At 69.5% G+C, this 22185-nt stretch carries 19 protein-coding genes; 11 read left to right on the top strand and 8 right to left on the bottom strand.

From position 1 onward, the window contains the following. Nucleotides 1-38 precede the first annotated feature (38 nt). Together CA982_RS03945 and CA982_RS03950 are read left to right on the top strand one after the other, a co-directional pair. Nucleotides 39-518: a DUF2231 domain-containing protein gene (locus tag CA982_RS03945; RefSeq protein WP_086534044.1), complete on the top strand. Its 480-nt coding sequence runs from the start codon at nt 39-41 to the stop codon at nt 516-518. Between the two features lie 57 nt (nt 519-575). Then, nucleotides 576-1265: a response regulator transcription factor gene (locus CA982_RS03950; protein ID WP_086534045.1), complete on the top strand. Its 690-nt coding sequence runs from the start codon at nt 576-578 to the stop codon at nt 1263-1265. Here the strand turns inward: CA982_RS03950 and CA982_RS03955 are convergent. From CA982_RS03955 to CA982_RS03965, 3 genes are all read right to left on the bottom strand, one after another. Further along, nucleotides 1226-2662 carry an ATP-binding protein gene (locus CA982_RS03955; RefSeq protein WP_086534046.1) on the bottom strand — a complete coding sequence of 479 codons (1437 nt, stop codon included), beginning with the start codon at nt 2660-2662 and terminating at the stop codon, nt 1226-1228. The genes CA982_RS03950 and CA982_RS03955 overlap by 40 nt on opposite strands. After that, nucleotides 2644-6900, bottom strand: a complete 4257-nt coding sequence (locus tag CA982_RS03960) for a non-ribosomal peptide synthetase (RefSeq protein ID WP_086534047.1) — start codon at nt 6898-6900, stop codon at nt 2644-2646. Before CA982_RS03960 ends, CA982_RS03955 begins: the two co-directional genes overlap by 19 nt. A gap of 144 nt (nt 6901-7044) precedes the next feature. Then, entirely contained in the window at nt 7045-8136 is a 1092-nt protein-coding gene (locus CA982_RS03965) for an alpha/beta hydrolase (RefSeq protein ID WP_086534048.1), read from the bottom strand. 161 nt (nt 8137-8297) lie between these two features. Here CA982_RS03965 and CA982_RS03970 point away from each other — a divergent pair, with 161 nt between their 5' ends. Further along, nucleotides 8298-8774: a cupin domain-containing protein gene (locus CA982_RS03970; RefSeq protein ID WP_208617878.1), complete on the top strand. Its 477-nt coding sequence runs from the start codon at nt 8298-8300 to the stop codon at nt 8772-8774. 262 nt (nt 8775-9036) lie between these two features. Here the strand turns inward: CA982_RS03970 and CA982_RS03975 are convergent, their stop codons facing one another. From CA982_RS03975 to CA982_RS03985, 3 genes are all read right to left on the bottom strand, one after another. Beyond that, nucleotides 9037-10359 (bottom strand): amidohydrolase family protein, encoded by a 1323-nt coding sequence (locus CA982_RS03975; RefSeq protein WP_086534049.1) that lies wholly within the window; start codon nt 10357-10359, stop codon nt 9037-9039. After that, on the bottom strand, nt 10356-11321 hold the full coding sequence (locus CA982_RS03980) for a PDR/VanB family oxidoreductase (RefSeq protein WP_086534050.1): 966 nt from the start codon (nt 11319-11321) through the stop codon (nt 10356-10358). The genes CA982_RS03975 and CA982_RS03980 overlap by 4 nt, the downstream gene beginning before the upstream one ends. A 70-nt stretch (nt 11322-11391) precedes the next feature. Next, a complete protein-coding gene (locus tag CA982_RS03985; RefSeq protein WP_086534051.1) occupies nt 11392-11997 on the bottom strand; it encodes a helix-turn-helix domain-containing protein in 606 nt (201 codons plus the stop codon). Between the two features lie 218 nt (nt 11998-12215). Between CA982_RS03985 and CA982_RS03990 the strand changes: the two genes are divergently transcribed. From CA982_RS03990 to CA982_RS04025, 8 genes are all read left to right on the top strand, one after another. Continuing rightward, nucleotides 12216-13550: an amidohydrolase family protein gene (locus tag CA982_RS03990; protein WP_244176116.1), complete on the top strand. Its 1335-nt coding sequence runs from the start codon at nt 12216-12218 to the stop codon at nt 13548-13550. After that, nucleotides 13550-14320 carry an ABC transporter ATP-binding protein gene (locus CA982_RS03995; protein ID WP_086534052.1) on the top strand — a complete coding sequence of 257 codons (771 nt, stop codon included), beginning with the start codon at nt 13550-13552 and terminating at the stop codon, nt 14318-14320. The genes CA982_RS03990 and CA982_RS03995 overlap by 1 nt, the downstream gene beginning before the upstream one ends. Beyond that, entirely contained in the window at nt 14317-15222 is a 906-nt protein-coding gene (locus CA982_RS04000; RefSeq protein ID WP_086534053.1) for an ABC transporter permease, read from the top strand. Before CA982_RS03995 ends, CA982_RS04000 begins: the two co-directional genes overlap by 4 nt. A gap of 91 nt (nt 15223-15313) precedes the next feature. After that, nucleotides 15314-16492: a nitrate ABC transporter substrate-binding protein gene (locus CA982_RS04005; RefSeq protein WP_086534054.1), complete on the top strand. Its 1179-nt coding sequence runs from the start codon at nt 15314-15316 to the stop codon at nt 16490-16492. Then, complete coding sequence (locus CA982_RS04010; protein WP_086534055.1) at nt 16489-17820, top strand: FAD-binding oxidoreductase; 1332 nt, start codon at nt 16489-16491, stop codon at nt 17818-17820. The genes CA982_RS04005 and CA982_RS04010 overlap by 4 nt, the downstream gene beginning before the upstream one ends. Nucleotides 17821-17825: 5 nt before the next feature. Beyond that, a complete protein-coding gene (locus tag CA982_RS04015; RefSeq protein WP_244176117.1) occupies nt 17826-18617 on the top strand; it encodes a creatininase family protein in 792 nt (263 codons plus the stop codon). Continuing rightward, nucleotides 18614-19225 (top strand): pyridoxine/pyridoxamine 5'-phosphate oxidase, encoded by a 612-nt coding sequence (locus CA982_RS04020; RefSeq protein ID WP_086534057.1) that lies wholly within the window; start codon nt 18614-18616, stop codon nt 19223-19225. The genes CA982_RS04015 and CA982_RS04020 overlap by 4 nt, the downstream gene beginning before the upstream one ends. After that, the gene (locus tag CA982_RS04025) at nt 19222-20637 is read left to right on the top strand and encodes an amidohydrolase family protein (protein ID WP_086534058.1); all 1416 of its coding nucleotides are present in this window, start codon (nt 19222-19224) and stop codon (nt 20635-20637) included. Before CA982_RS04020 ends, CA982_RS04025 begins: the two co-directional genes overlap by 4 nt. On the opposite strand, the gene CA982_RS04030 is transcribed toward CA982_RS04025, so the two are convergent. Together CA982_RS04030 and CA982_RS04035 are read right to left on the bottom strand one after the other, a co-directional pair. After that, nucleotides 20598-21083, bottom strand: coding sequence for an NADPH-dependent FMN reductase (locus tag CA982_RS04030; RefSeq protein WP_086534149.1), 486 nt, complete (start codon nt 21081-21083; stop codon nt 20598-20600). The two genes, CA982_RS04025 and CA982_RS04030, sit on opposite strands and share 40 nt — an antisense overlap. Before the next feature lie 159 nt (nt 21084-21242). Continuing rightward, nucleotides 21243-21893: an MFS transporter gene (locus tag CA982_RS04035; protein ID WP_244176119.1), complete on the bottom strand. Its 651-nt coding sequence runs from the start codon at nt 21891-21893 to the stop codon at nt 21243-21245. Nucleotides 21894-22185 lie beyond the last annotated feature (292 nt).

Below are 22185 nucleotides of genomic sequence, written 5' to 3' on the forward strand. Positions count from 1 at the left end.
TCAGCAGCCGTTCAACTCAGCCGAGCTAGGTTCGCTGGGTGGACACCGTCAACGGGCTCCCTCTTCACCCGCTCCTCGTGCATCTCGTCGTGGTCCTCGTTCCCCTGACCGCGCTGATGTCGATCGCAGGTGTGGTGTGGCCGGCGGCGCGTCGTCGGCTCGGCATCCTCACCCCACTGGTCGCGCTGGGCACCCTCATCGCGGTCCCGCTGACCACCTCCGCAGGCGAATCGCTGGAGAAACAGATGCCCGCGAGTGCGGCGGTCGAACGCCACGCAGGCCTCGGCGACCAGCTGATCTACTGGGTCGGACCCCTTTTCGCCCTGGCCGTGCTGTGGTGGGCCGTGCACGACGACCGGTTGATGACCGCCGTCCGGACCAGGGTGTCCGACTCGACGATCCCGACGAGCCGGCCCGTCGCCGTCGTGCTCGGCGCGCTCCTCGTCGTCGTGGCCGTGCTGTCGGTGATCATGGTGTACCGCATCGGCGAGAGCGGGGCGCGCGCCGTCTGGACATGAGACGCGCGGGGCCGACGGGCCCGCCGGCGGCGGCCCCGACCGGTGATACTGGGACGCATGCGCGTGCTGGTGATCGAGGACGACCCGCGGGCGGCCGAGACACTTCGCCGCACCCTGGCGGCCGAGGGCTGGACAGTCGACACCGCCGACAACGGGGCCGACGGCGTGGAGAATGCCGGCACCCGGACCTACGACGTGATCGTCAGCGACATCATGATGCCGCGCCTCAACGGGTATGAGGTGGTCCGCGAGCTCCGCAGGCGCGGGGTGTGGACGCCGGTTCTGATGCTCACCGCGAAGGACGGCGAGTACGACGAGGCGGACGCCTTCGACCTCGGTGCCGACGACTATCTCGTCAAACCGTTCTCGTTCGTCGTGTTGTCAGCCCGCCTCCGGGCGCTGGTGAGACGCGGTGCTCCCGAGCGTCCCGCTGTGCTCCGTGCCGGTTCGCTCACCCTGGACCCCGCGACGCGGGACGTCCGGCGCGGCGACACCCCGATCCGGCTGACCGCCCGTGAGTTCGCCGTGCTCGAATTCCTGATGCGACACAAGGGAACCGTGGTCAGCAAGACCGAGATCCTGGAGTCGGTGTGGGACGCGCACTACCGGGGCGACGACAACATCGTCGAGGTGTACGTCGGCTATCTGCGCCGCCGCATCGACACCCCGTTCGGTTGCCGAACCATCGAAACCATCCGGGGCGCGGGCTATCTCCTCGCCGGCGACGGCGGCGGGCCGCTGTCGTGAGGTGCCGCGCGCGGTAGCGACAGCTCGATTGCGAACCCGTCGCCCCCCGTGTCGACGACCGACACCGTACCGCCGTGCGCGTGCACTATCTCGGCCACGATCGACAGCCCGAGACCCGTGCCGCCACCACGCGCACGGGCGGCGTCCAGCCGGACGAACCGATCGAAGATCCGGGCCCGGTCGTCGTCAGGGACGCCGACACCGTCGTCGGCGACCGTCACCGCCACCTGCTCCGGCCGGACCGCCATCGTGACGCTGACCGCGCCACCGGCGTGACGGGCCGCGTTGTCGCCCAGGTTGCGCAATGCTCGCGCGAGCTGGCGGCGGTCGCCGGTCACCCGAACCGGCACCACCGTGGCGTCGACGTCGAGTTCGGTCGTCAGGTCGAGCCGGGTGACCTCGTCGTTGACGACGTCGTCGAGATCGACGTCCTCGAATTCGGGGCGCAGCCCGTACTCGTCGGCGCGCGCGAGCAACAGCAGGTCGTCGATCAGATCTCGCAGACGATAGGCCTCGGGCAACAACAGAGTCGACACCGCGTCGGCATCGATCGGCTCACCGGTCCGGTCGGCCAGCTCGAGCAGCCCGATGATCGTGACGAGCGGGCTCCGCAGCTCATGCGACGAATCGCCGACGAAGCGGAGTTGCTGGTCGCGGGCGAACGCGAGCCGGTCCAGCATCTCGTTCATCGTCTCGGCCAGGGTCGCGATCTCATCTCCGGTGTCGGGAACGGGAACACGGCGGGCGACCCCCGCGCGGGAGATGTCGGCGACTTCGGCACGGATGGACTCGACCGGACGGAGCGCTCGCCGCAGCAGCTGATTGGTCGCGATCACCGCCGCCGCGAGAATGATCGGGAACACCACGCACAGCACGGCGAACACCGTCCACACGGTGGCATGGATTCGGCCTTCCCCCGCACCGACCACCACCGTGACCAGGTCGCCGGACACTTCGGCACCCTGGATGGTCGCGCGGTACTCGGTGTCGCTGCCCGGGAACGCGATGTCGATCACGTGGCGGGTCCCGGCGCGGCCGGCAGGCGGCACGAGCGCCCGGTTCTGCTCGGAACCGGGAGTGGCGGCCAGCACGCCACCGTCGGCACCGACGATCTGGACGATGTCCACGGCCTCGGTCCGTTCCAGCAGAGACGGGTCGAGCCCGGCGACGCCGGACCGCGATATCGCATCGACGATCTCGCCGCTGCGCGCGGCGGTGGCACCGTCGGCAGCGGCATTCAACGAGTGATGCAGGACGAACAGCACGATTCCGCCGGCGATCAGCAGAGCGGTGAACAGCATCGCCGCGCCGACGAACGTCAGTCGCGTGCGCACGCTGGTCGCCCGGAGCCGCCGGCGACGGTCGGGCGCCGCGGGGGTCACGCCCGGCGCACGCACGCGACGACCTCGGCGAGCACCTGCTCGACCCGGGACTCCGCGAGCGCGGAGGCCGCGCCGGTCACCAGGACCTGCAGCTCCCCCTGCGCGGTCGGCGAGCCCTCGATCTGCAGCATCCATCGCGTGGTCCGTGGCGCGAACACGTACAGGCGACCGCCCGCGCTCGGCCGGGTGATCATCGGGGTCCAGCCGAGCAGCACCGGCACCGGGAAGAGGCGCCCATCGACGACCGGCCGACCCAGTACGTCCAGCACCTCCTCCATCGGCCCCGTCGCCGCCGCGATGCATCGACGGGTGCGCTCGACCGAGCCGCGGACATCCTCGCAGGCGTCGAGCGGCGTGACCGCAGCGACGACGAAGTCGCCCACGGTGTCCTCGGCGCCCGCCGGGCGCGTGGACGCCGCGGTGGCCGCCATCACCCGGTCTTGTCCGGTCAGCCGCGCGAGCGCCTCCGACACCGATCTCCCGAATGCCTCGAACGGGGTCATACCCTGCTCGGCCGCACCGGAACGGAACCGTGCGTAGACGCGGGCGTCGACGAGAGCCCGTCGACGAATCGCCGTGGACTGCGCGCACGAGACGGGGTCCAGCCCATCCAGGGTGAAGGCCCCCGCGGGCGGCATGCCCAGCAATCGGTGCCACGACCCACCGTCGAACTCGTCGGTGTCGGCGCGTTGTGCGGGCGGCGAGATGAGTTGCACCGCCGGAACATCCACTCCGCGGGCGATCAGGTCCGCCTCTCGGGCCAGTGTTCCGAGCGAATGACCGTCGACCGCGATGTGATGGAACACCGCGACCGCGGCCACCACACCGTCGTCGGCATCCGCCAGGATCCGCACGCAGAACGGCGGCGCGACCCGAACATCGAGCGACGCCGACATCTGTTCGGCGTGTGTGCGCAGCCTCGCGCGCCCCGGGTTCAGGTCTCGGTCCGAAACCACCTGTACGGCAACGTCGACCGCGGCGTCGGCGCCCCCGGCGAGCGCCCGCTGGACCGGCCCGGCGGGGGTGTCCGGATAGCTCGACCGCAGGGCCGGGTGCCGATCGGCCAACGCACGGAGCAATTCTCGCAGTTCGGCCGTGGTGGGCCGCCCGCTCTCGGGTGGAACCCATCCGACACGGACCAGCTGCCCGTGCGGGTGTCCCGGCGCACGTTCGACCGTCCGTTCCGCGGACGTCAGTGGACGATCGTCGTCCGGTGCGGCCGGCCGCCGTGCAGCAACGTCCGGGCGCCTCGGCTCGACCATCCGTTCGGCCAGTGTCTCCAGGTCGGGCGCGGTGAGCACGTCGTCGGGCCCGATCTCGGAATGTCCTGCCGCAGTCAGTGACCCGACGACCCGCATGACCGCCAGGGAGTCGCCGCCCTGCTCGAGGAACCCGGCGAACAGATCCACCTCATCAGTGCCCAGCGCCTCGCCCACGACCTGCACCAGCAGGGTCTCGTGGGAGCCGACGGGTCCGCGCGCCGCCCGGCGACCGGGGAGCGGGTGGTCCGCCAGTTCTCCGACGTCGAGCTTGCCGTTGCCGGTACGGGGCAGTGCGTCGATGCCGACGATGAGCGCCGGCACCATGTACGACGGCAGGACACCGGAGACCGCGCGACGCAGCCCGGGTGCATCGACGTCCGTTCCGGTGCCCTGCGGCACGACGAATGACACCAGCGCGGTACGGCCCGACGGCAACTCGCGCAGAATCGTCGCGGAACTCCGCACATCGGTGCATCGCCCGAGCGCGGCGTCGATCTCGGCGAGTTCGATACGCAAGCCCCGCAGGGTGATCTGACCGTCGCGGCGTCCGAGCAGTCGGATCTCACCGCCCTCGGTCCACTGGGCCAGATCGCCGGTTCGGTACATCACCTCCTCGGCCGAGAACGTGCTCTGCACAAAGGCCTCCGCCGTGGACGCCGGGTCGTCGAGATAACCGTCGGCCAGCTGCGGTCCCGCGCAGTGGAGCGTGCCGAGCGCCCCGGGAGGTTGTGGCCGGCCCCGGCGATCAAGGACCGCCTCGTCGACCCCGACCATCGGCGGGCCCACGGTGATCGCCCCGCCCGGCGACAGCGGTGCCGAGATGTTGATGCTGCACCGGGCCTCGGTGGGTCCGTACGCATTCCGCAGCCGGACGCGTCCCGACCAGCGGTCGATCACCCGCGGCGACGGCGGTTCGCCACCGATGATCACCTGCACCAGGTCGTCGGCGAGATCCAGCGGCAGGGTGTCGAGGACCGACGGCGTGACGATGAGGTGACTGACGCGATGCCGGCGGATCAGGTGCGCGAGAGCATCACCACCGGGAGTCGACCGCGGCGCGACGACGACGGTCGCCCCACAGACGACCCCGCACAGCATCTCGACGATCCCGGTGTCGAAGGTCGGGGATGACGCGTGCAGAATGCGTGACCCTGGCACGAGCGCGTACGTCTGTCGGATCTCCGCGATCAGGGCGGGCAGCCCGCGGTGGGGCATGATCACGCCTTTGGGGGTTCCGGTGGAACCCGACGTGAACAGCAGGTAGGCAGCATCGTCGGGACCACGTTCCAAGCCCGGCCACCGTTCGGCGATCGGGGAACCGGGGTCGTCGTGCTCGAGGTCGAGCCACCGGATCGAGCCCGGGCGGGAGGCGCCCGGCACGCACAATCCGACTTTGGCGCCGGAGCGATCGAGCAGATCCCGCGTACGCGCCTCCGGTGCGAACGGGTCGCCGACCGGCACCCAGACGCCGCCCGCACACAGCACCGACCAGAACGCGACGACGGAGGCCACCGACCGCTCGATGGACACCGCCACCCGGTCGCCCGCACCGACCCCGGCCTCCAGGAGCAACCGGGTCCCGCGATCCACCCGACGCGCGAATTCTCGTCGGGACACCGGCACCTCACCGTCGATGATCGCGATGGCCTCCGGGTCCGCCGACCGGTGGTCCTCCAGGTGGCTCACGGTGGGCGTGAAGGGCGGTGCCGGTGGTCCGCTCCGGCACCGGAAGCGCTCCCACTCCCCGTCGACGAACACCGAATCGTCGGGAATCGGTGGGCCGCCGTCCAGTTCGCGCAGTGTGGCGGTGAGGTGCCGGTCGAAACGTCGGGCGACGGTGGCCAGCGCATCGCTGTCGACGACGGCGGCCGGAGCTTCCCAGGTGACCGCCCGGCGACCGTTCTGGTCGGCGGGATGCAGGGTCACCGCGACGTCGGAGATCGGTCCGGTCCGCATCACCTCGAGTCCCCAGTGCAAGCCGTCGACAGCGGGCGGCTCGAAACCCGGCAAGAGGTTGACCACCGCACCGAAGCCGTTCAGCCCGTGCTGGTTTCGCAGCATGTCCTCGCGATGGTAGCGCTGATGGCGCAGTGCCTCGATCAGGGCCGACGACACCTCGGCGAGGGCCTGCCCGGCATCGCGGTCCCCGATCCCGTCGAGGCGCAACGGCACGACGTTCGAGACGGGCTGGACCGCGCGGAGACGTGTCGCCGAGGTACGTGCGGCGACCGGGAGACTCAGTCCCACGTCCGGGGTGTCGAGGAGGCGGGCGCACAGACCCGCGAACGCGGTGACGAACTCGGCCGACGATGCGGTGCGCGGGCTGGTCAGGGTGTCGGTGACGCGCGTGATCGACGACGTGAAATGTGGGACGGAACCGGCCAGCAGGGACGGTTCGAGGCCGTCGAGTCGTCGCGCCCAGTGTTGTCCGTCGGTCCCTCGGCGTCGCGAGTCGCGGTACTTCTCCTCTTCGGCCTCGAGTTCGATGTCGTCGGCGAGAGGCATCTCGTCCGGCCGCGCGGTACCCGCGTAGACAGCGGCGATGTGTGCCATCACCCGCAGGACGCCGGCGCCGTCGGTGAGCACGTGGTGTACCCGCACGATCCACCGGTGGGCGGCGGGAGCGAGAACGTGCAATTCGCTGCGGAACAGCGGCAGTCCGAGGTCGGCACCTGCGGGGTCATCGAGGAAACGCTGCGCACGCGCCTCGCTCTCGGCCGCGGGGTCGGCACACCCGGACAGGTCCACGTACTCCACCGGGTCCAGTCCGGAACCGGCTGGTTGCAAGGGGTGCGGATGACCGTCGGCGGGCGAACGATCCGGACTCAGACGTACGTCGCACCAGCCGACGTGGTCGAGCACGGCACCGGCCGTGCGGTGGAGTCGTTCGGCATCGAGCGGGCCGCTCAGGTTCAGGCCGAAGGCGACGACATGCGAGACCTCGGGATGCAGCAGTTGCGAGAGCCACAGGCCGCGGCGGGTGACGGTCATCGCGGATCGCCCCCTGGACATCGTCGGGTGAAGCCGCGCCCGGAGATCACGTCCCGACCGTAGGTCCGGCGAGTTGAACGGACGCTGAAACGTGAGGTCCGGCGGTCGACGACGAACGCCGCCCGCGGTGCATCTCCCGCAGCGTCACGCCCCGAGCGCGCGGGCGAACATCGGCCAGGACTCATGCATCTGGTCCTCCCAGTACCCCCAGGAATGCGTACCGGTCGCCGGGAGCCGGACGACGGCCGGGATGCGGAGGGCGGCGAGGCGATTCGCCATCGTCACCGTGCACGATCGTGCGGTCGCCTCCGCGAAACCGCCGGCGGCGACCTGCTCGGCGAGTTCCCCCACGTTGCCGGCGACTCGCCGGTCGGACAGGTTGTCGTGCGCGCCGGGCAGGCCGGTCGCGGCGCTGATCCACAGGGCAGGGGTGCGGCGAGCGAGCTTGTAGGCATTGATCACCGGGTCCTGCGCCGCCCACTGCGGGTCACCGGGCGGACCGTACATGTTGCTGGCGTCGGCGAGTCCGGGGACGAACGCGACATTGCGCAGCAGCAACTGCCCGGTGGGCGATGCGGTGTCCGCGCACCCCGAGTAGGAGCCCACCGCCCGGTAGAACCCGGGGTGGTTCTCGGCGATCCGGAGCACCGCCGTACCCGCCATCGAGATACCCGCGACGCCGCGCGAGCGTCCCGGACCGGATCGTCCCCCGTGTGCGTTCTCGAAGGCCGCGGGCAACTCCGAGGTCAGGAAGGTCTCCCACCGCAGGGGCCGGGACGTCTTCACGCCGAAGCGGAAGTTCGCTGCCGGATCGACGCGGCGCCAGTCGGCGTAGTAGCTCGCGGCACCGCCGATCGGGGTCACGGTCCACACGTTCTTGTTCGCGTAGAACGCGTTGGCGTCGGTGGCGTGCGTCCAGTCGTCGTTGTCCTCGCCGCCGGTCGATCCGCTGAGCAGGTACATCACCGGGGCGGCCTGGTTCCGGTTGGCCGGCGTCTGCACCAGCGACGGGACCTGGGTATGCATGGACCGCGACCACACCGACACCACCAGGTTCCGCGGCGACACCCAGGTCTCCCGGTATGGCGCTCCCGCGGTCGCCTTGGCGTAGCGGACCCCGGCGAGGGTGTCCGCGGCCGCGGTTCCGGCCGCCGGCACGAGCAGCCCCGAGATGCCGAGCACCATGCACAGGACGGCAGTGCCGGCGGCGATAGCGGCGTTGGACAAGCGAGGCATCCGTGGCTCCCTGAGTTCGGGCCGGGTCATCGAACCGGCTCCGTCATCGTATGCACATCGCCCTGTACCCAGAACCGTTCGGGTCAATCGTCCAGAGCTGTCGCACAGCGGAATCGGACGAATCGGTTATCCCCTCCGCCGGGTCGACGTACGGTCGGACGATGACACCACTCCTGCGCACCACCGTCGCGACGCTCGCCGCCGCGGCCGCACTCCTGACACCCCTCGCGATGTCGTCGGCGACGGCGAATGCCACGCCGTCATCCGGAATCTCGGCGGTCAGCCTGGCCAAGGCGGACATCCCGGCGGATCTGCTGCCCTTCGTGCCCGACGGCGTGCACGTCGAAGTCCGCGAGATCACCATCGCGCCCGGCGGCACCACCGGCTGGCATTATCACGACGGCCCGCTCTACGGCCTGGTCCGCCAGGGCACGCTCACCCATCCCGGCTCCGACTGCAAGCCGGTCGTCTACCGGACCGGTGACATCATCCAGGAGCCCGGCGGCAAGGTGAACACCCACGAGGGCACCAATCTCGGGACCACCCCGGTCGTCCTCGACGTCCTCTATCTGATGCCCCTGAACAAGCCGCTCTCCGAGGACGCGCCGGCACCCCCCTGTGCGACAGCCGCTCCCTGACGGCAAGCGCCTGGACCCACGGTCCTGAGGTGCGAGCTTGCGAACCAACCCCTGCTCCCTGAGGTGCGAGCTTGCGAGCGTCACGAAGGGTCCTGGCGAGTTGCGTGGCAGACCCTTCGTGACGCGCCCTCCGCACGCTCCGGGCGCTCCTCAGGGAGCGGTGGTTGACCACGCCCTCGGCACGCTCCGGGCGCTCCTCAGGGAGCGGTGGTTGACCACGCCCTCCGCACGCTCCGGGCGCTCCTCAGGGAGCGGGGTGAACCTAGGGAGCATGACGGTGCCGCCGGTCGAGCTGTGTCGTGAGTTCGGTTGCGAGCGAGCGGGATTCCGCGGTGAGGAGCCGGCCGTCGCGCACGACCCACCGTCCGCCGACCATCACGTCACGGGGACGGCGTCCCGGGCCCGCCCACAGCAGGCCGTCGAGCGGGTCGGGGACCCCGGCGTCGAAGACGTCCGAGCAGTCCCAGACGCACAGGTCGGCCGCGGCGCCCGACCGCAGGTGCCCCAGCTCGCTGCGCCCGAGACCGGCCGCCGAACCCTCGGATGCCATCGCGAGAACCGCACGGGCGGTGACCGGTTCACCGATCAACCCCGAGACCTGAACGGCCAGACGGGCGTCGGCGAGCAGGTGCCCGGCGTCGTTGCTCCCGCCGCCGCTGGTGCCGAGTCCCACCCGCACGCCCGTGTACATGAGCGCGGCCACCCGCGCGACGCCCCAGCCCATCGGTACATCGCACCCCGGGGCGTGGGTCGCCGATGCCCCTGACCGGGCGAGCAGAGCGATCTCGTCGTCCGTGATGTCGCAGAGATGCGCGACGGTGACGTCGTCGTCGAGCCATCCCCACTCATCGAGAAGTGTGAGGGGACGTCGACCGTATCGTGCTGCGGCGACCTGTACGTCGACCTCCTCGTTGGCCTGCGTACGGCGACGCAGACCGAATCGAGATGCGACCTCGGCGAGCGTCGCGAAGGTCTCGGGTCCGTCGGCGTGCACTCCGGATGGTCCGACGGCCAGCTGGAGCATGCCGTCGGCGCTGGTTCCGGTCGATGCCCCACCCAGATACGTCCGGTGGATGTCCGCGACCGACGCGGCAGCCAGATCCGGGTCGTCACGAGCGGTGCCCCGCACGAACACGAGACGCGCACCGACTCGTGCGGCAGCGCCGATCGTCGCGCCCGCCAGTGCGACCGGGTCTTGATCCCGTGGCCAGGTGAGGTGGTGATCGGCCACCGTGGTCACACCGCACAGCAGCGATTCCGCGAGTCCGACGGACGCCGCCACGGCGGTGAGTTCGGGGTCCACACCGACCGACGAATAGCGTTTCGCCATCGAGGCCAGCCACTGCGGCATCGGGACGGATCGACTCTCCGGACGCGATCGGAACGCGGTCTGCAGCAGATGATGGTGCGCGTTCACCAGGCCGGGGGTGACCACGCACCCCGAGACGTCGACGACCTGATCCGCCCCGTCCTGCGCGTCGGCGCCGGTCCCGATCCACCCGTCCACCACGACGACCGGGTCCCGCGTGACCGTCGAGGCGTCGCGCAGGATCGCCGCGGCCCCGGTGAGCACGGTCGTGGTCACAGTTCGAGAACCAAACGACCGCTCGTGCACCGCGACACGCAGATCATCATGGATTCGTTCTCGGACCTCTCCTCCGGGGACAGGATCGAGTCCCGGTGGTCCACCTCGCCGCTGACCACCCCGGTCTCGCACGTTCCGCACACCCCCTCGCGACACGACGAGGGTGCCACCACGCCTCGTCGGTCGAGCACGTCGAGGATCGTGCGGTCCGGCGGCACCGTCACCGTCACACCCGAGAAGGCGAGCGAGAGTTCGAACTCCGCGTTGGCCTCGGACTCCGTCGACGTGGCGGTGAACTTCTCCGCGAACGAATCGACTGCCGGTTGCGGTTCGCACAGGCGCGCAACCGCATCCAGCATCGACGGCGGACCGCATGTGTACACGGCGGTGCCGCGCGCCAGCCCGGCGAGCTCGTCACCGAGATCCAGGCGACCCGATCGAACCGACTCGTGGACCGTCACCAGCCCGGGGTACGTGGACTCGACGTCCTCGACGAACGGCATGTCCGCGCGGGACCGCCCGACATACACGAGCCGCCACGGCCGGCCCGATCGGTGGGCCTCGTCGACGAGGGCGAGGACGGGTGTGATGCCGATGCCGCCGGCCACGAACACGTACCCGAGTGCGCGAGTCAACGCGAAGTGGTTGCGCGGCAGACTGATCGTCACCTCGGCCCCGACCTCGACGTCGTCGTGCGCGGAGACCGAACCGCCGCGGCTGTCGAGGCGACGTTCGACGGCGATCCGGTAACTTCCCCTGTCGTCGGGCGAGGAGAGCAGCGAGTACTGCCTCACCGGCCCGGCTGGGGTGTGTAGATCGATGTGCGAACCGGCGGACCACGGCGGCAGCGCCTCACCTCCGGACGGCGCGAGGACGAATTCCTCCACCCGCCGGGCGATTCGGCGCCGAGACACCACGCGAACACGCACGGTGTCCTGGATGTCGTTCATTGACAATGACATCGGAGATCTCCTCGATACTTCGATCTCCGCCGGGATCCCAGCCACGGGAGCCACCCCCCACCACCGCGGGTCAGGGCACCTGCGCCGACGCCTGGACAACGATGAGGCGAGCAGCCGCGGCACCGATGAGCCGCCACCGGTGGGGAATGCCGCCAGCGTAGTAAAGGCTGTCGCCTCTTCGCAATTCGAGCAGACCGCCATCTCCGAGGTCGACCTCCACCTCGCCGTCGACGACGTGCAACCATTCGTCCTGCTCGTGCTGGAAGTACTCGCCGTGGTCCCGTCTGTTCAACAACTGTTCCTGAGGGAAGAACGCGGCGTCGCCCCGGACGAGCAGGCGCGCATATCCGGCGTTGTCCCCGGACTGCGGGAGGGTCGCGCCTTCTCCCGCGCGTACCAGTTGCGCCCCGTTCGGCGCCGGGCATGGCGCACCCGCCACGTGCCCCGGGTCGGCGGACAGCATGAGACTCACCTGCGTGGTGTCCAGGGCTCGGGCGATCCGTTCCAGCGTCGTCATGCTCGGACGCGCGTAGCCGCGCTCGAGCTGGGACAGGAACGGGTGCGAGATACCGGCCTGTGCAGCCAGATTCGCCAGCGTGAGACCGTGCTGCTTGCGGCGTCGGCGAATTTCGGTGCCGAGTGACACCTGCGCGATATCCGGCTCGTCGAGCGCCATGTGGCCACACCCCTTCCTCCGGCGAGAAATCGGACCGATGGTTACACGCCCGCAGCGCTGGTTAACGTCGCGGCAACAGCGCATTCCTATATTCGGTCGTGTTGACGTGATCAACAAGTATCACGAACCGCCCCACCCCCGCCGATCCCAGCCACAGCGGGACCACCGACCTCACGTGCGCCGTTGCACGCCCTCCGACGTCCTCGAGGAAGTTTCGTATGCAGGCTCCGCAGACTGCGCCCGTCCCGGGCATCACCGGGTCACTACCCAACGGGTCGGTGGTCGATGTCGAACTGTCGACCGACGCCGACGGTATCCGCCGGGTCCGCGCCGTCACGCCGTCCTCGCCCGACTCGCCGCCCCGGCCGGACTGGCTCGATCTCCGCGATCACCTGCTGCTGGCGCCCGCAGCCGAGCCCCACGCACACCTGGACAAGGCTCTGTCCTGGCCGGAATTGTCACCTCCGAGTGGCGATCTCGCCGACGCGATCGCCTCTTGGCGGGCGGGCAGCGTCTCTCTCGACGAGCACTCCTTCCGGACGCGCGCGCTGCTGGCGACCTCGTCCATGCTGGCCAACGGCATCACCGCGGTGCGCACCCACGCCGACATACTCCCGCACGAGGACCCGCTGCGCGCCGTCCGTGTCCTCACCGAGGTCCGCGACCATCTGCGCGGTCTCATGGACATCCAGATCGCCGTGCTGGCGAGTCCCCTGACGCCCACCGCGCACATCGAGGCCGCACTCGACGCAGGGGTCGATCTGGTCGGCGGCGCCCCACACATCGCCGACGATCCGCTCCTCGAACTCACTAGGCTGCTCGACCTGGCCGAGGCACGCGGCGTCGGAGCCGATCTGCACGTCGACGAGTTCCTCGACGGCGACCACCTGACCATCGAGGCCTTCGCCGACCGCGTCGCCGACTGGCCCGACGGCCGTGTGCGGACCGCCGGCCACTGCTGCCGCCTCGACACCCTGGCCACCGACGACCTGCACCGCGTCGCACGAGCGCTCGCACGAGCCCGCGTGTCGGTTGTCGCGCTGCCGGTGACGAACCTGTACCTCCAGGGCCGTCACGGCCCGTCGGCCGGGCGGCGGGGGATCACCCCGATCGACGTTCTGCGCGACCACGGCGTCCGCGTCGCCGGGGGCGCGGACAACATCCGTGACCCGTTCAACCCCGTCGGCCGGGCCGACCCCCTGGAGACAGCGGCCCTGCTGATCACCGCGGCACACCAGAGTCCGGACACGGCAACGCAACTGGTCACCGCCGAGGCACGTGCCGTGCTCGGACTGGAACCGGCGGGGCCTGTCGTCGGGGCGCGCGGCGACCTCGTCGCGATCCGCGGGAACGACCTCACCGAGGTGATCGCGACCGCTCCGGCCGACCGGGTCGTCGTCGTGAACGGTGTCCCGGTCGCGCGCACCGAGACCACCAGCTGGACGGCCTTCCCGTGGCCTCCGGTTCCGTCCCCGGCAGCGGCGGCGCCGACACAGGCGTCGACAGTCGATGTGCCACCGCTGCCCATGTCCCCCGTCGGTATGGAGAGATGATGAGTTCACCAGCAACGACCCCCAGACCGGCACTCGGTCACCCGCTCGTCGGCTTCGAACACGTGGAACTCACCTATCCGGACGGCACCCATGCCCTCCGGGACGTGAACCTCACCGTGCGAGAAGGTGAATTCGTCAGCGTCGTAGGTCCTTCCGGGTGCGGTAAGTCGACCCTGCTGCGTTTGTCGTCGGGGTTGGAGACGATCACCGACGGGTACCTGCAGAGTGGTGCCGAACGAATCGGCTACGTGTTCCAGGACGCCACCCTGCTCCCGTGGCGGTCGGTGGCCGACAACGTCGCGCTGCTCGGCGAACTCGATGGGGCATCGAAAGCCGAACGGCGCGAGCGGGTTCGCGCAGCACTCGAGACGGTCGGCCTGACCGGCTTCGACAAACACCTGCCGCACATGCTGTCCGGTGGCATGCGGATGCGGGTGTCGCTCGCCCGGTCCCTGACCCTCGACCCTGACCTCTTCCTGTTCGACGAGCCGTTCGCCGCACTCGACGAACTCACCCGCGAACGGCTCGGCACCGATCTCACCGAGCTCTTCGCCGTCAAACGCTTCGCCGGTCTGTTCATCACGCACTCGGTGGCCGAGGCCGCGTTCCTGTCCACCCGCGTGCTGGTGATGTCCGGACGTCCGGGGACCATCGTCGACGAGATCGAGGTCCCGTTCGACTACCCCCGATCGCCCGACCTGCGGTTCGAACCGGAATTCGGCGCGATCGCCGGCAGGATCTCCCGCGCACTCCGAGAGGCACATTCATGAGCGCCCCCGAGACCGACACCGACGCCACCCCGGGCGTGCGAACCCCGAAGCCCGGCAAGGCCGGCACCCCGGACCCCGGATCCACCACCGAACTCGCCGTGGCGGCACGCACGAGCCGACGCGGCCGCTCTCGCTCGAAGGCAGTGGGAGTCGCCGCTCCGCTCATCGTCCTGGCACTGGTCATCGGCGTCTGGTACCTCGTCAGCTACGCGGTGCTCGACCCCGGGCGACGATTCCTGATGCCACCGCCCCACCAGGTCGTCACCGACGGACTGCTGGGCGATGCCGCGCAGGCCATGTGGGAGGCCCTGGGCCGCACCGCGACCGTCGCGCTGACCGGACTGGCGATCGCCGCCGTCATCGGCATCACCTGGGCGGTGATCATGTCGCAGTCGCGACTCATGGAGAACGCCCTGTTCCCGTATGCGGTCGTGCTGCAGTGTGTCCCGATCCTGGCGCTCGTGCCGCTGGTCGGGTTCTGGTTCGGATTCGGTTTCAGCGCCCGCGTCTTCGTCTGCGTGCTCATCTCGCTGTTCCCGATCGTGTCCAACACGCTGTTCGGCCTACGGTCCGTCGATCGGCAGATGCGCGACCTGTTCGCCCTGCATCATCCGAGCCGCCTCACCATCCTGCGCAAACTGGAGTTCCCCGCCGCGATGCCGGCGATCTTCGCCGGCTTGCGGATCTCGGCGGGCCTGTCGGTGGTCGGCGCAATCGTGGGTGACTTCTTCTTCAAACAGGGCAACCCCGGCATCGGCATCCTGATCGACAATTATCGGTCGCGGCTGCAGGCCGAGGAGTTGTTCGCCTCGATCGTGCTCGCCTCACTCCTCGGCGTGGCCGTCTTCTGGTTCTTCGGCTGGCTCGGCAACCGGATCGTCGGCCGCTGGTACCAGCACTGACTCCACCCGGGCACCCGCCCCTGATCGTCGACACCCGACGATCTCGTCACTCCACCCCCCGAATCGTCTGTACGAAAAAGGAACTCATCTGATGAACACACATGTCTGGCGCCGCCTGTCCAAGACCACCGGCGTGGCGGTCGTGGCCGCCGCCCTCACGTTCACCGCCGCATGCGGCTCCGGTGAGAGCACCGAGTCCTCCGGGTACACCGGGGCCGTCGGCCCGGTCGACCTGAGCGCCAACTGCCCGGAGAAGATCGTGGTCCAGACCGACTGGAACCCGGAGGCCGAGCACGGCCACCTCTACCAGCTCCTCGGCCCCGACCCGACGATCAATGCCGGCAACAAGCGTGTCGTCGGCCCGCTGTTCGACCGCGGCCAGTACACCGGCGTCGACCTCGAGATCCGCTCCGGCGGACCGGCCATCGGCTTCCAGTCGGTGACCTCGCAGATGTACTCCGATCCGGAGATCCTCCTCGGCTACGTGGACACCGATCAGGCCATCCAGAACTCGAAGGACAATCCGACGACCGCGGTCATGGCACCGCTGGACATCAGCCCGCAGATGATCATGTGGGACCCCGCCACCTATCCGCAGGTGCAGGGCATCGCCGACCTCAAGGCGGCGAACGCGCGCGTCCTGTACTTCGAGGGGGCCACATACATGGACTACCTGACCGGGTCGGGCGTCCTCTCCCCCGGGCAGGTCGACGGCAGTTACGACGGGTCACCGGCGAACTTCGTCTCCGACGGCGGCAAGACGGCCCAGCAGGGGTTCGCCAGCTCCGAGCCGCAGGTCTACCAGGAGGAGGTCGAGGGCTGGCAGAAGCCGGTGAAGTACCAGCTGATCCACGACGTCGGCTTCCCGTCCTACAAGTCGTCGGTGGCGGTTCGCTCGGATGCACTGGACGAGAACGCCGCCTGCCTCGAGCAGCTGGTCCCGGTGATGCAGCGCGGGTCGGTCGACTACCTGGCGTCGCCGCAAGCGGCGGACGCGGTCATCCTCGACGCCGTCGAGCAGTACGACACCGGGTGGGTGTACTCCCAGCGCAACGCCGACTACGCCCGCCAGACGATGGCCGACCTCAACCTGGTCAGCAACGGCACCGACACGACGATCGGCAACTTCGACACCGCCCGCGTCGCCCGCGTGATGGAGGTGACCGGACCGATCTTCACCGAACAGGGCACCCCGGCCGCGGACGGGCTGACACCCGAGGCGATCGCGACCAACCGGTTCATCGACACCTCGGTGGGCCTGCCGTCATGACCGCGCCGGTGGTCGCCGTCGGTACCGATGAGGGGCGCCCCGACTTCGGACCCGACGACGTCGACGCGCTGGCCGACGACCTGCTCGCGATCGCCGGCCCGCGCGGCATCAGCTCGCTACCGCGCGCGCTCGCACGAGCAGCCCGCGACGGCTCCGGGATGAGCCCGATCCTCTCGGCGCAAGACCTCGGCGAGCCGGACCTCGTGTGCTATCCGCGCACGGCCGACGCGGTGCCCGCGATCGTGCGCGCGGCGGTCGCCCGCGGGGTGCCGATCACCACACGCGGCAAGGGCACCGGCAACTACGGTCAGGTCATCCCCCGCTTCGGCGGACTCGTCCTCGACATGACGTCGCTGACCGAGATCCGGGATGTCACCGGACGTTCCGTCACCGCGCAGGCCGGAGCACGGATGATCAACCTGGAGCAGACGGCCTGGGCGCACGAGCACCAGCTGTGGATGTACCCGTCCACCGTCCAGTCGACACTCGGCGGGTTCCTCGCGGGTGGTTCGGCCGGCACCGGCACGATCGTGCACGGTCGCAACCATCAGGGTTTCGTCGACGCGCTCGATGTCGTCCACGCCACCGCCGACGCCGAGGTGGTGCATCTCGAAGGCGCTGACGCGACGCCGTTCGTGCACACCTACGGGGTCGCCGGCATCATCGTCGGCGCCACCATCCGGGTCGAACCATTGCAGCAATGGCGGTGTGTCTATGCGAGTTTCGCCTCCGGGCGGGAGGCCTTCGACGCGGCATTGCGGCTGGCGACGGTCGAGCCGAAGCCGCGTCTGCTGTCCGCGGACGGCCCCACCATCACCGCGGCGCTGCCCGACGACCCCGCGCTCGTCCGTGGTCGCGCCAGCGTGCGCGGGATCATCGACGCTCGGGCGCTGGCGGAGACCACCGACCTCATCGCGTCGGCCGGCGGACGCGTCGAGGCGGTCCGCGAGGGCATCGCAGAGACGGTCAAGCTGTCGACACTGTCCTACAACCACCCGACGTGGTGGCTGCAGAAGTCGCAGCCGGACAAGTGGTTCCACATGGAGGTGCGCGGCGACGCGCTCGTCACCCGGCTCGACGAGGTCGAGCAGGTCTACGAGGGCGGCATGCTGCATCTCGAGGTCGGCCACGAGATGATGTTCGGGATGCTCAACGGGATCTACCGCAGTCCCCAGCAGGTCATCGACGGCGTCGCCGCGCTCGAAGAACTCGGGGTCGGCGTCCACTCCCCGCACCAGTGGTACGTCGATCTCGACGCCGAGCGCGTCCGCGCGCTGGCGCAGCAGACCGATCCGAAGGGTCTGCTCAATCCGGGGAGGTGGATGTGAACACGGTGAACATTGGCACCGGGCGCCCGGCCGGGCACCGGCGGTACGCCGAGCTGACCACCGACCAGATCGGCACCGCCCTGTCGCGGGATTCGATTCTCGTCGTGCCCACCGGCGCAATCGAACCGCACGGACCACACCTTCCGCTCGCCACCGACCTCATCGTCGCTGAGTCGGTCGCCGAGGCCGTCGTCGAGCGCGGTGCCGCCGCGGGACACGACGTCTGGCTGCTGCCCGCCCTGGGTTACACCAAGTCCGACGAGCACTCCCGGCTACCGGGCACGATCTGGCTGCGGGCGAGCACCTTGTTCGAGACGATCGTCGACATCGGCGCCTCACTCGCGCAGACCCCGGCCCGCCGCGTGCTCTTCCTGAACGCGCACGGCGGCAACTCCGCCCTGATCGAGGTCGCCGCGCGCGAACTCCGCCGCCGGTTCGATCTGCAGACGTTCTTCTCGTCCGGTCCGGGACATCCCGGTCGCACCGAACGCGGACTCGGCATCCACGCCGGCTGGGCCGAGACCTCGATGATGTTGCACCTCCGGCCGGACCTGGTGCACATGGACAAGGCGGTGGCGTCCGTGGCGGATTCGGTTGCCGACGCCGAGCACGTCGGGTTCGCCGACACGGTTCGATTCGGTTGGCTGTCCACCGATTTCGCCGAGTCGGGCGTCATCGGCGACCCCACCGGCGCTGACGCATCCATCGGCGCGAAGCTCTTCGACGAGCGCGTCGAGAATCTCGTCGCGGCGCTACCGGAGATCGCCACGTTCGACCCGGGCCGGGTCGGACGTTGATCACCAGCGGAACGGGGTTCGGAACCGATTGCGCGGTCACGGATCAGCTCACGATCGAGCCGATGGAGCTGTTGCAGCGCTGGCTTCCCGCGGCGGACCAACCGCGCCCACTGATGGCGCTGGGGACATGCGGTCGCGACGGCTATCCCCGGGTCCGGCACGTCCTGATCACCGAGGCCGACGACACCGCGGTCTATTTCCACACCGACAGCAGGTCGGCGAAGGTGGCCGAGCTCGCGGACAACCCCCGCGCCTCGGTCGCGGTGGCGTGGCCGGCCGTGGGCCGTCAGGTCGTCGCGCACGGCGACGTGCGGCGGGCGCCGGATGCCGAACTGCACGAGGCATATTCACGCCGGTCTCGATACCTGCAGCTCTTGGCATGGATGAACGATGACGATCTCGCAGCGCTGTCGACCGACGAACGGCGGCGCCGCTGGGCCGACTTCGACGCGACCCACCCACGACTGACCGCACCACCGACCTGGACCGGATACGCCGTCGACCTGCGGGAGATCACCTTCTGGCGGGGCGACCCGGACGGTCCGTCGCAACGAGTACGGTTCACCCACAACGCAGATCATTGGACATCGGAGGTTCTACCGGGATGACCGGCACTTACCACAACGCGCTGATCCTGCCGGTCAGCGGCGACAAGCCATGGTTCTGGGGATGGCTGTCGATCGGGGACGACGGCCGGATCGCCGGGATGGGTGAGGGTACCCCGCCCGCCGACGCCCCGCTTCCTCGTCATGACCTCGACGGCGCTTTCCTCGCGCCCGGCTTCGTCTCTGCGCACAGCCACATCTACACCGCCGGGATGCGCGGTGTCGCACCGAACAGTCCGCTCTACGAATGGGTCACACTCAACAGCACGATGCTGCTCGGCGCCGAGGCCGAGGATCTGTACTGGATGACGATGGCGGGCGGACTCGATCACCTGTCGTCCGGGATCACGTCGGTGTACAACTTCACCCAGTCGCGCGTCCTGGCCCTCTTCGACTACGAGGAGTCCGTCCTCAAGGCGGCGCGCGTGCACCCGCCCGAATTTGTCACCGCCCAGGTGGATGGACTTGCGGCCGCTGGAATCCGGTTCGTCACCAGCGTGCGGCTCGACGACGAGCAACTCGGCGAGGACGCTGCCTTCGCCGGTTTCGACGAGGTCATGACCCACCTCGCCACCGTCGACCCGGCGCTGGATCTGGGCGGCTCGGTCTACGGCTCGGTGCAGTGGTCGTCCTCGCCGGCGACCGCGGAACGCGAACGCGCCCTGATGGATCGGTACGGGATCACCAATCAGGCGCACTTCGTCGAGACGGCCGAACAGATCGAGATCCAACAGTCCAAGTTCGACTGGTACGACGCCGCGGGTGTCTTGGGCCCCGACTTCGCGTTCGGCCATTTCGTCCACCCCACCGAGGACATGTTCACGCGTGTTCGCGAGACCGGGTCGGCGGTGGTGTGGCAACCGATGTCCAACGGCCGCCTCGGTTCCGGGATCGCCGATGTGCCTCGCCTGCTGCGGGATTCGGTCACCGTCGGGATGGGCGTCGACGACCAGTCGTGCACGGACGTGTCCGACCCGTTCGAGAACATGCGCACCGGGCTGTTCCTGCAGCGCGGGAAGCACAGCGACGCCGCGATTCTGACACCGCTCGATGTGCTGGTGCTGCACACGCTGGGTTCGGCGTCGGCGATGGGCGTGGCCGACCGGGTCGGTTCGCTCGAGGTCGGGAAGTTCGCGGATCTGCTCGTCGTCGATCCACGCTCACCTCACCTCGGGCCGATCTGGGATCCGGTCGCGACCTATGTACTCGGATGCGGGCTGCGGAATCTGCGCGAGGTCGTCGTCGGCGGGCAGTCGGTCTGGCACCGTGACGTCGTCGACCCCCGGCGCGCACAGGCGGATTCCGAACTCACCGAACGGATGATCGCGTCAGCGGCGCAGTCCGGGATTCATCCGGTCGTCCCAGCGCATCGCGATCAGGATCGCACGAGCGTTGACGACCAGCGGTCGGTGTAATCGGCGATCCGGGAATCGGTGGTGTAGGTGGAATCCATCAGGTACAGGCCCGGCGCCGGGCACACCGCGCCGAGTTCCACCAGGACCGGTTTGAGCAGTAGATCGGGTGCCATCGCATGCGCCGGCCCCGCCCCGAGCATCAATGGGACGGCCGTGACATCGCGCAGGCCCTCGCCCGTGGCGAACTGGTCGAGGAAGAGTTTGAGGACGCCGGTATAGGTCGCCTTGAAGGTCGGGCTCGCCACCACGACGAGATCCGACGAGGCGACGGTCTCGACCGCGCCCCCGACTGCGGTGTCGCCCCACCCGAGCAGACCGGCCCCGAGCTCGATCACGTCGACGACATGGTCGGGTTCGGTCCCGGTCAGCGCCCTCGCCAACCGGCGGGCGGCGTCGAGCGTGCGTGAACCGGGCTTGGGATTCCCGGCGACAACGGTGGTGGTCATGGTCCGCCTCTCGCAGTATCGGTCCCGCTCATCGTGCCGCAGCAGGAGCGGGCGCACCCGCCCGACGCCGCAGTGTCGTCACGGCCGCCGTGGTGACGACCAGCACGACTATCGTCCCGACCGCAACTCCCACGACAGCTGTGGTCTCACCCTGTGCGGTCACGATGATCCCGACAACGCCCAGATCAGCGTGAGCGGGTAGGCGATGAGCACCGACCCGACAGCGGCGGTGACCGCCAGACCGACCACGGCGCACGCGAGCAGAACGGCCAGCTGCCATCCCAGGGACCGTGGGTCCGCGAGGTCGGCGCCGATCGCCGCGGCCCAGTTCTGGAACACCGCCGCGGTCGCCCATGCCGCGTAGACACCGACGAGGACCCGGGTCAGGACGGTGAGCCATCGCGGCGCCGAGCCGTCGGCCGGTCCGGCGGCGATCCGGGCCGCATCGAGCAGGGCCACCGTCATGACCGTCAGCACGACCGGTGTCACCCACGTCCACTCCGCGGCCGACACCAGAATCCACACCGCCGCGCCGGCGAACGCGACTTCGAGGTCGATGAGCAACCGCCGCGGGTCACCCGTCCCGGTGGCCCCCTTCCACACCACCGCCACAGCGAACACGATCGACAGCAGGTAGATGAGGCTCCAGATCGAGAACGTGTAACCCGCCGGGGTGATCAGCAGATCGGTCGTCGACTCGCTGGGCGATGCGCCGAAGCCCGAGAACGGGACGACCGGCGCGAACACCTGCGCCGCGGCGAGGAACACGGCGAGCCAGGTGATCGGACCGGAGATACGCGTCGGTGTCATATGTCCCAACGTAGGCGCAGATGCCCGATTCACGCCGACGCACTGTCTGAGGCGCAAGCGGACCTTGCGCAGCGACGGACTCCCCAGCTCCCGGAGGTGCGAGCAACGATAGCGGTCCCACCTCCCCGCTCCCTGAGGTGCGAGGAGCGATAGCGATCCCACCTCCCCGCTCCCTGAGATGCGAGGAGCGATAGCGACGAGCCACGAAGGGTCTTCGCGAGCCCCCCTCCGACTGATGAACCTCATCTCGACCGATGGACTTCGATCGAAGTCCATCAGTCGAGTTCGAGTC

The sequence above is a fragment of the Gordonia lacunae genome, assembly GCF_002149015.1.
GTDB lineage: Bacteria > Actinomycetota > Actinomycetes > Mycobacteriales > Mycobacteriaceae > Gordonia > Gordonia lacunae.

Coding starts and splice junctions, on each gene's coding strand:
- CA982_RS03950 (WP_086534045.1), top strand. CDS start 576: ATGCGCGTGCTGGTGATCGAGGACGACCCGCGGGCGGCCGAGACACTT.
- CA982_RS03960 (WP_086534047.1), bottom strand. CDS start 6,900: ATGACCGTCACCCGCCGCGGCCTGTGGCTCTCGCAACTGCTGCATCCC.
- CA982_RS03965 (WP_086534048.1), bottom strand. CDS start 8,136: ATGCCTCGCTTGTCCAACGCCGCTATCGCCGCCGGCACTGCCGTCCTG.
- CA982_RS03970 (WP_208617878.1), top strand. CDS start 8,298: ATGACACCACTCCTGCGCACCACCGTCGCGACGCTCGCCGCCGCGGCC.
- CA982_RS03980 (WP_086534050.1), bottom strand. CDS start 11,321: ATGTCATTGTCAATGAACGACATCCAGGACACCGTGCGTGTTCGCGTG.
- CA982_RS03985 (WP_086534051.1), bottom strand. CDS start 11,997: ATGGCGCTCGACGAGCCGGATATCGCGCAGGTGTCACTCGGCACCGAA.
- CA982_RS03990 (WP_244176116.1), top strand. CDS start 12,216: ATGCAGGCTCCGCAGACTGCGCCCGTCCCGGGCATCACCGGGTCACTA.
- CA982_RS03995 (WP_086534052.1), top strand. CDS start 13,550: ATGAGTTCACCAGCAACGACCCCCAGACCGGCACTCGGTCACCCGCTC.
- CA982_RS04000 (WP_086534053.1), top strand. CDS start 14,317: ATGAGCGCCCCCGAGACCGACACCGACGCCACCCCGGGCGTGCGAACC.
- CA982_RS04005 (WP_086534054.1), top strand. CDS start 15,314: ATGAACACACATGTCTGGCGCCGCCTGTCCAAGACCACCGGCGTGGCG.
- CA982_RS04010 (WP_086534055.1), top strand. CDS start 16,489: ATGACCGCGCCGGTGGTCGCCGTCGGTACCGATGAGGGGCGCCCCGAC.
- CA982_RS04025 (WP_086534058.1), top strand. CDS start 19,222: ATGACCGGCACTTACCACAACGCGCTGATCCTGCCGGTCAGCGGCGAC.
- CA982_RS04030 (WP_086534149.1), bottom strand. CDS start 21,083: ATGACCACCACCGTTGTCGCCGGGAATCCCAAGCCCGGTTCACGCACG.
- CA982_RS04035 (WP_244176119.1), bottom strand. CDS start 21,893: ATGACACCGACGCGTATCTCCGGTCCGATCACCTGGCTCGCCGTGTTC.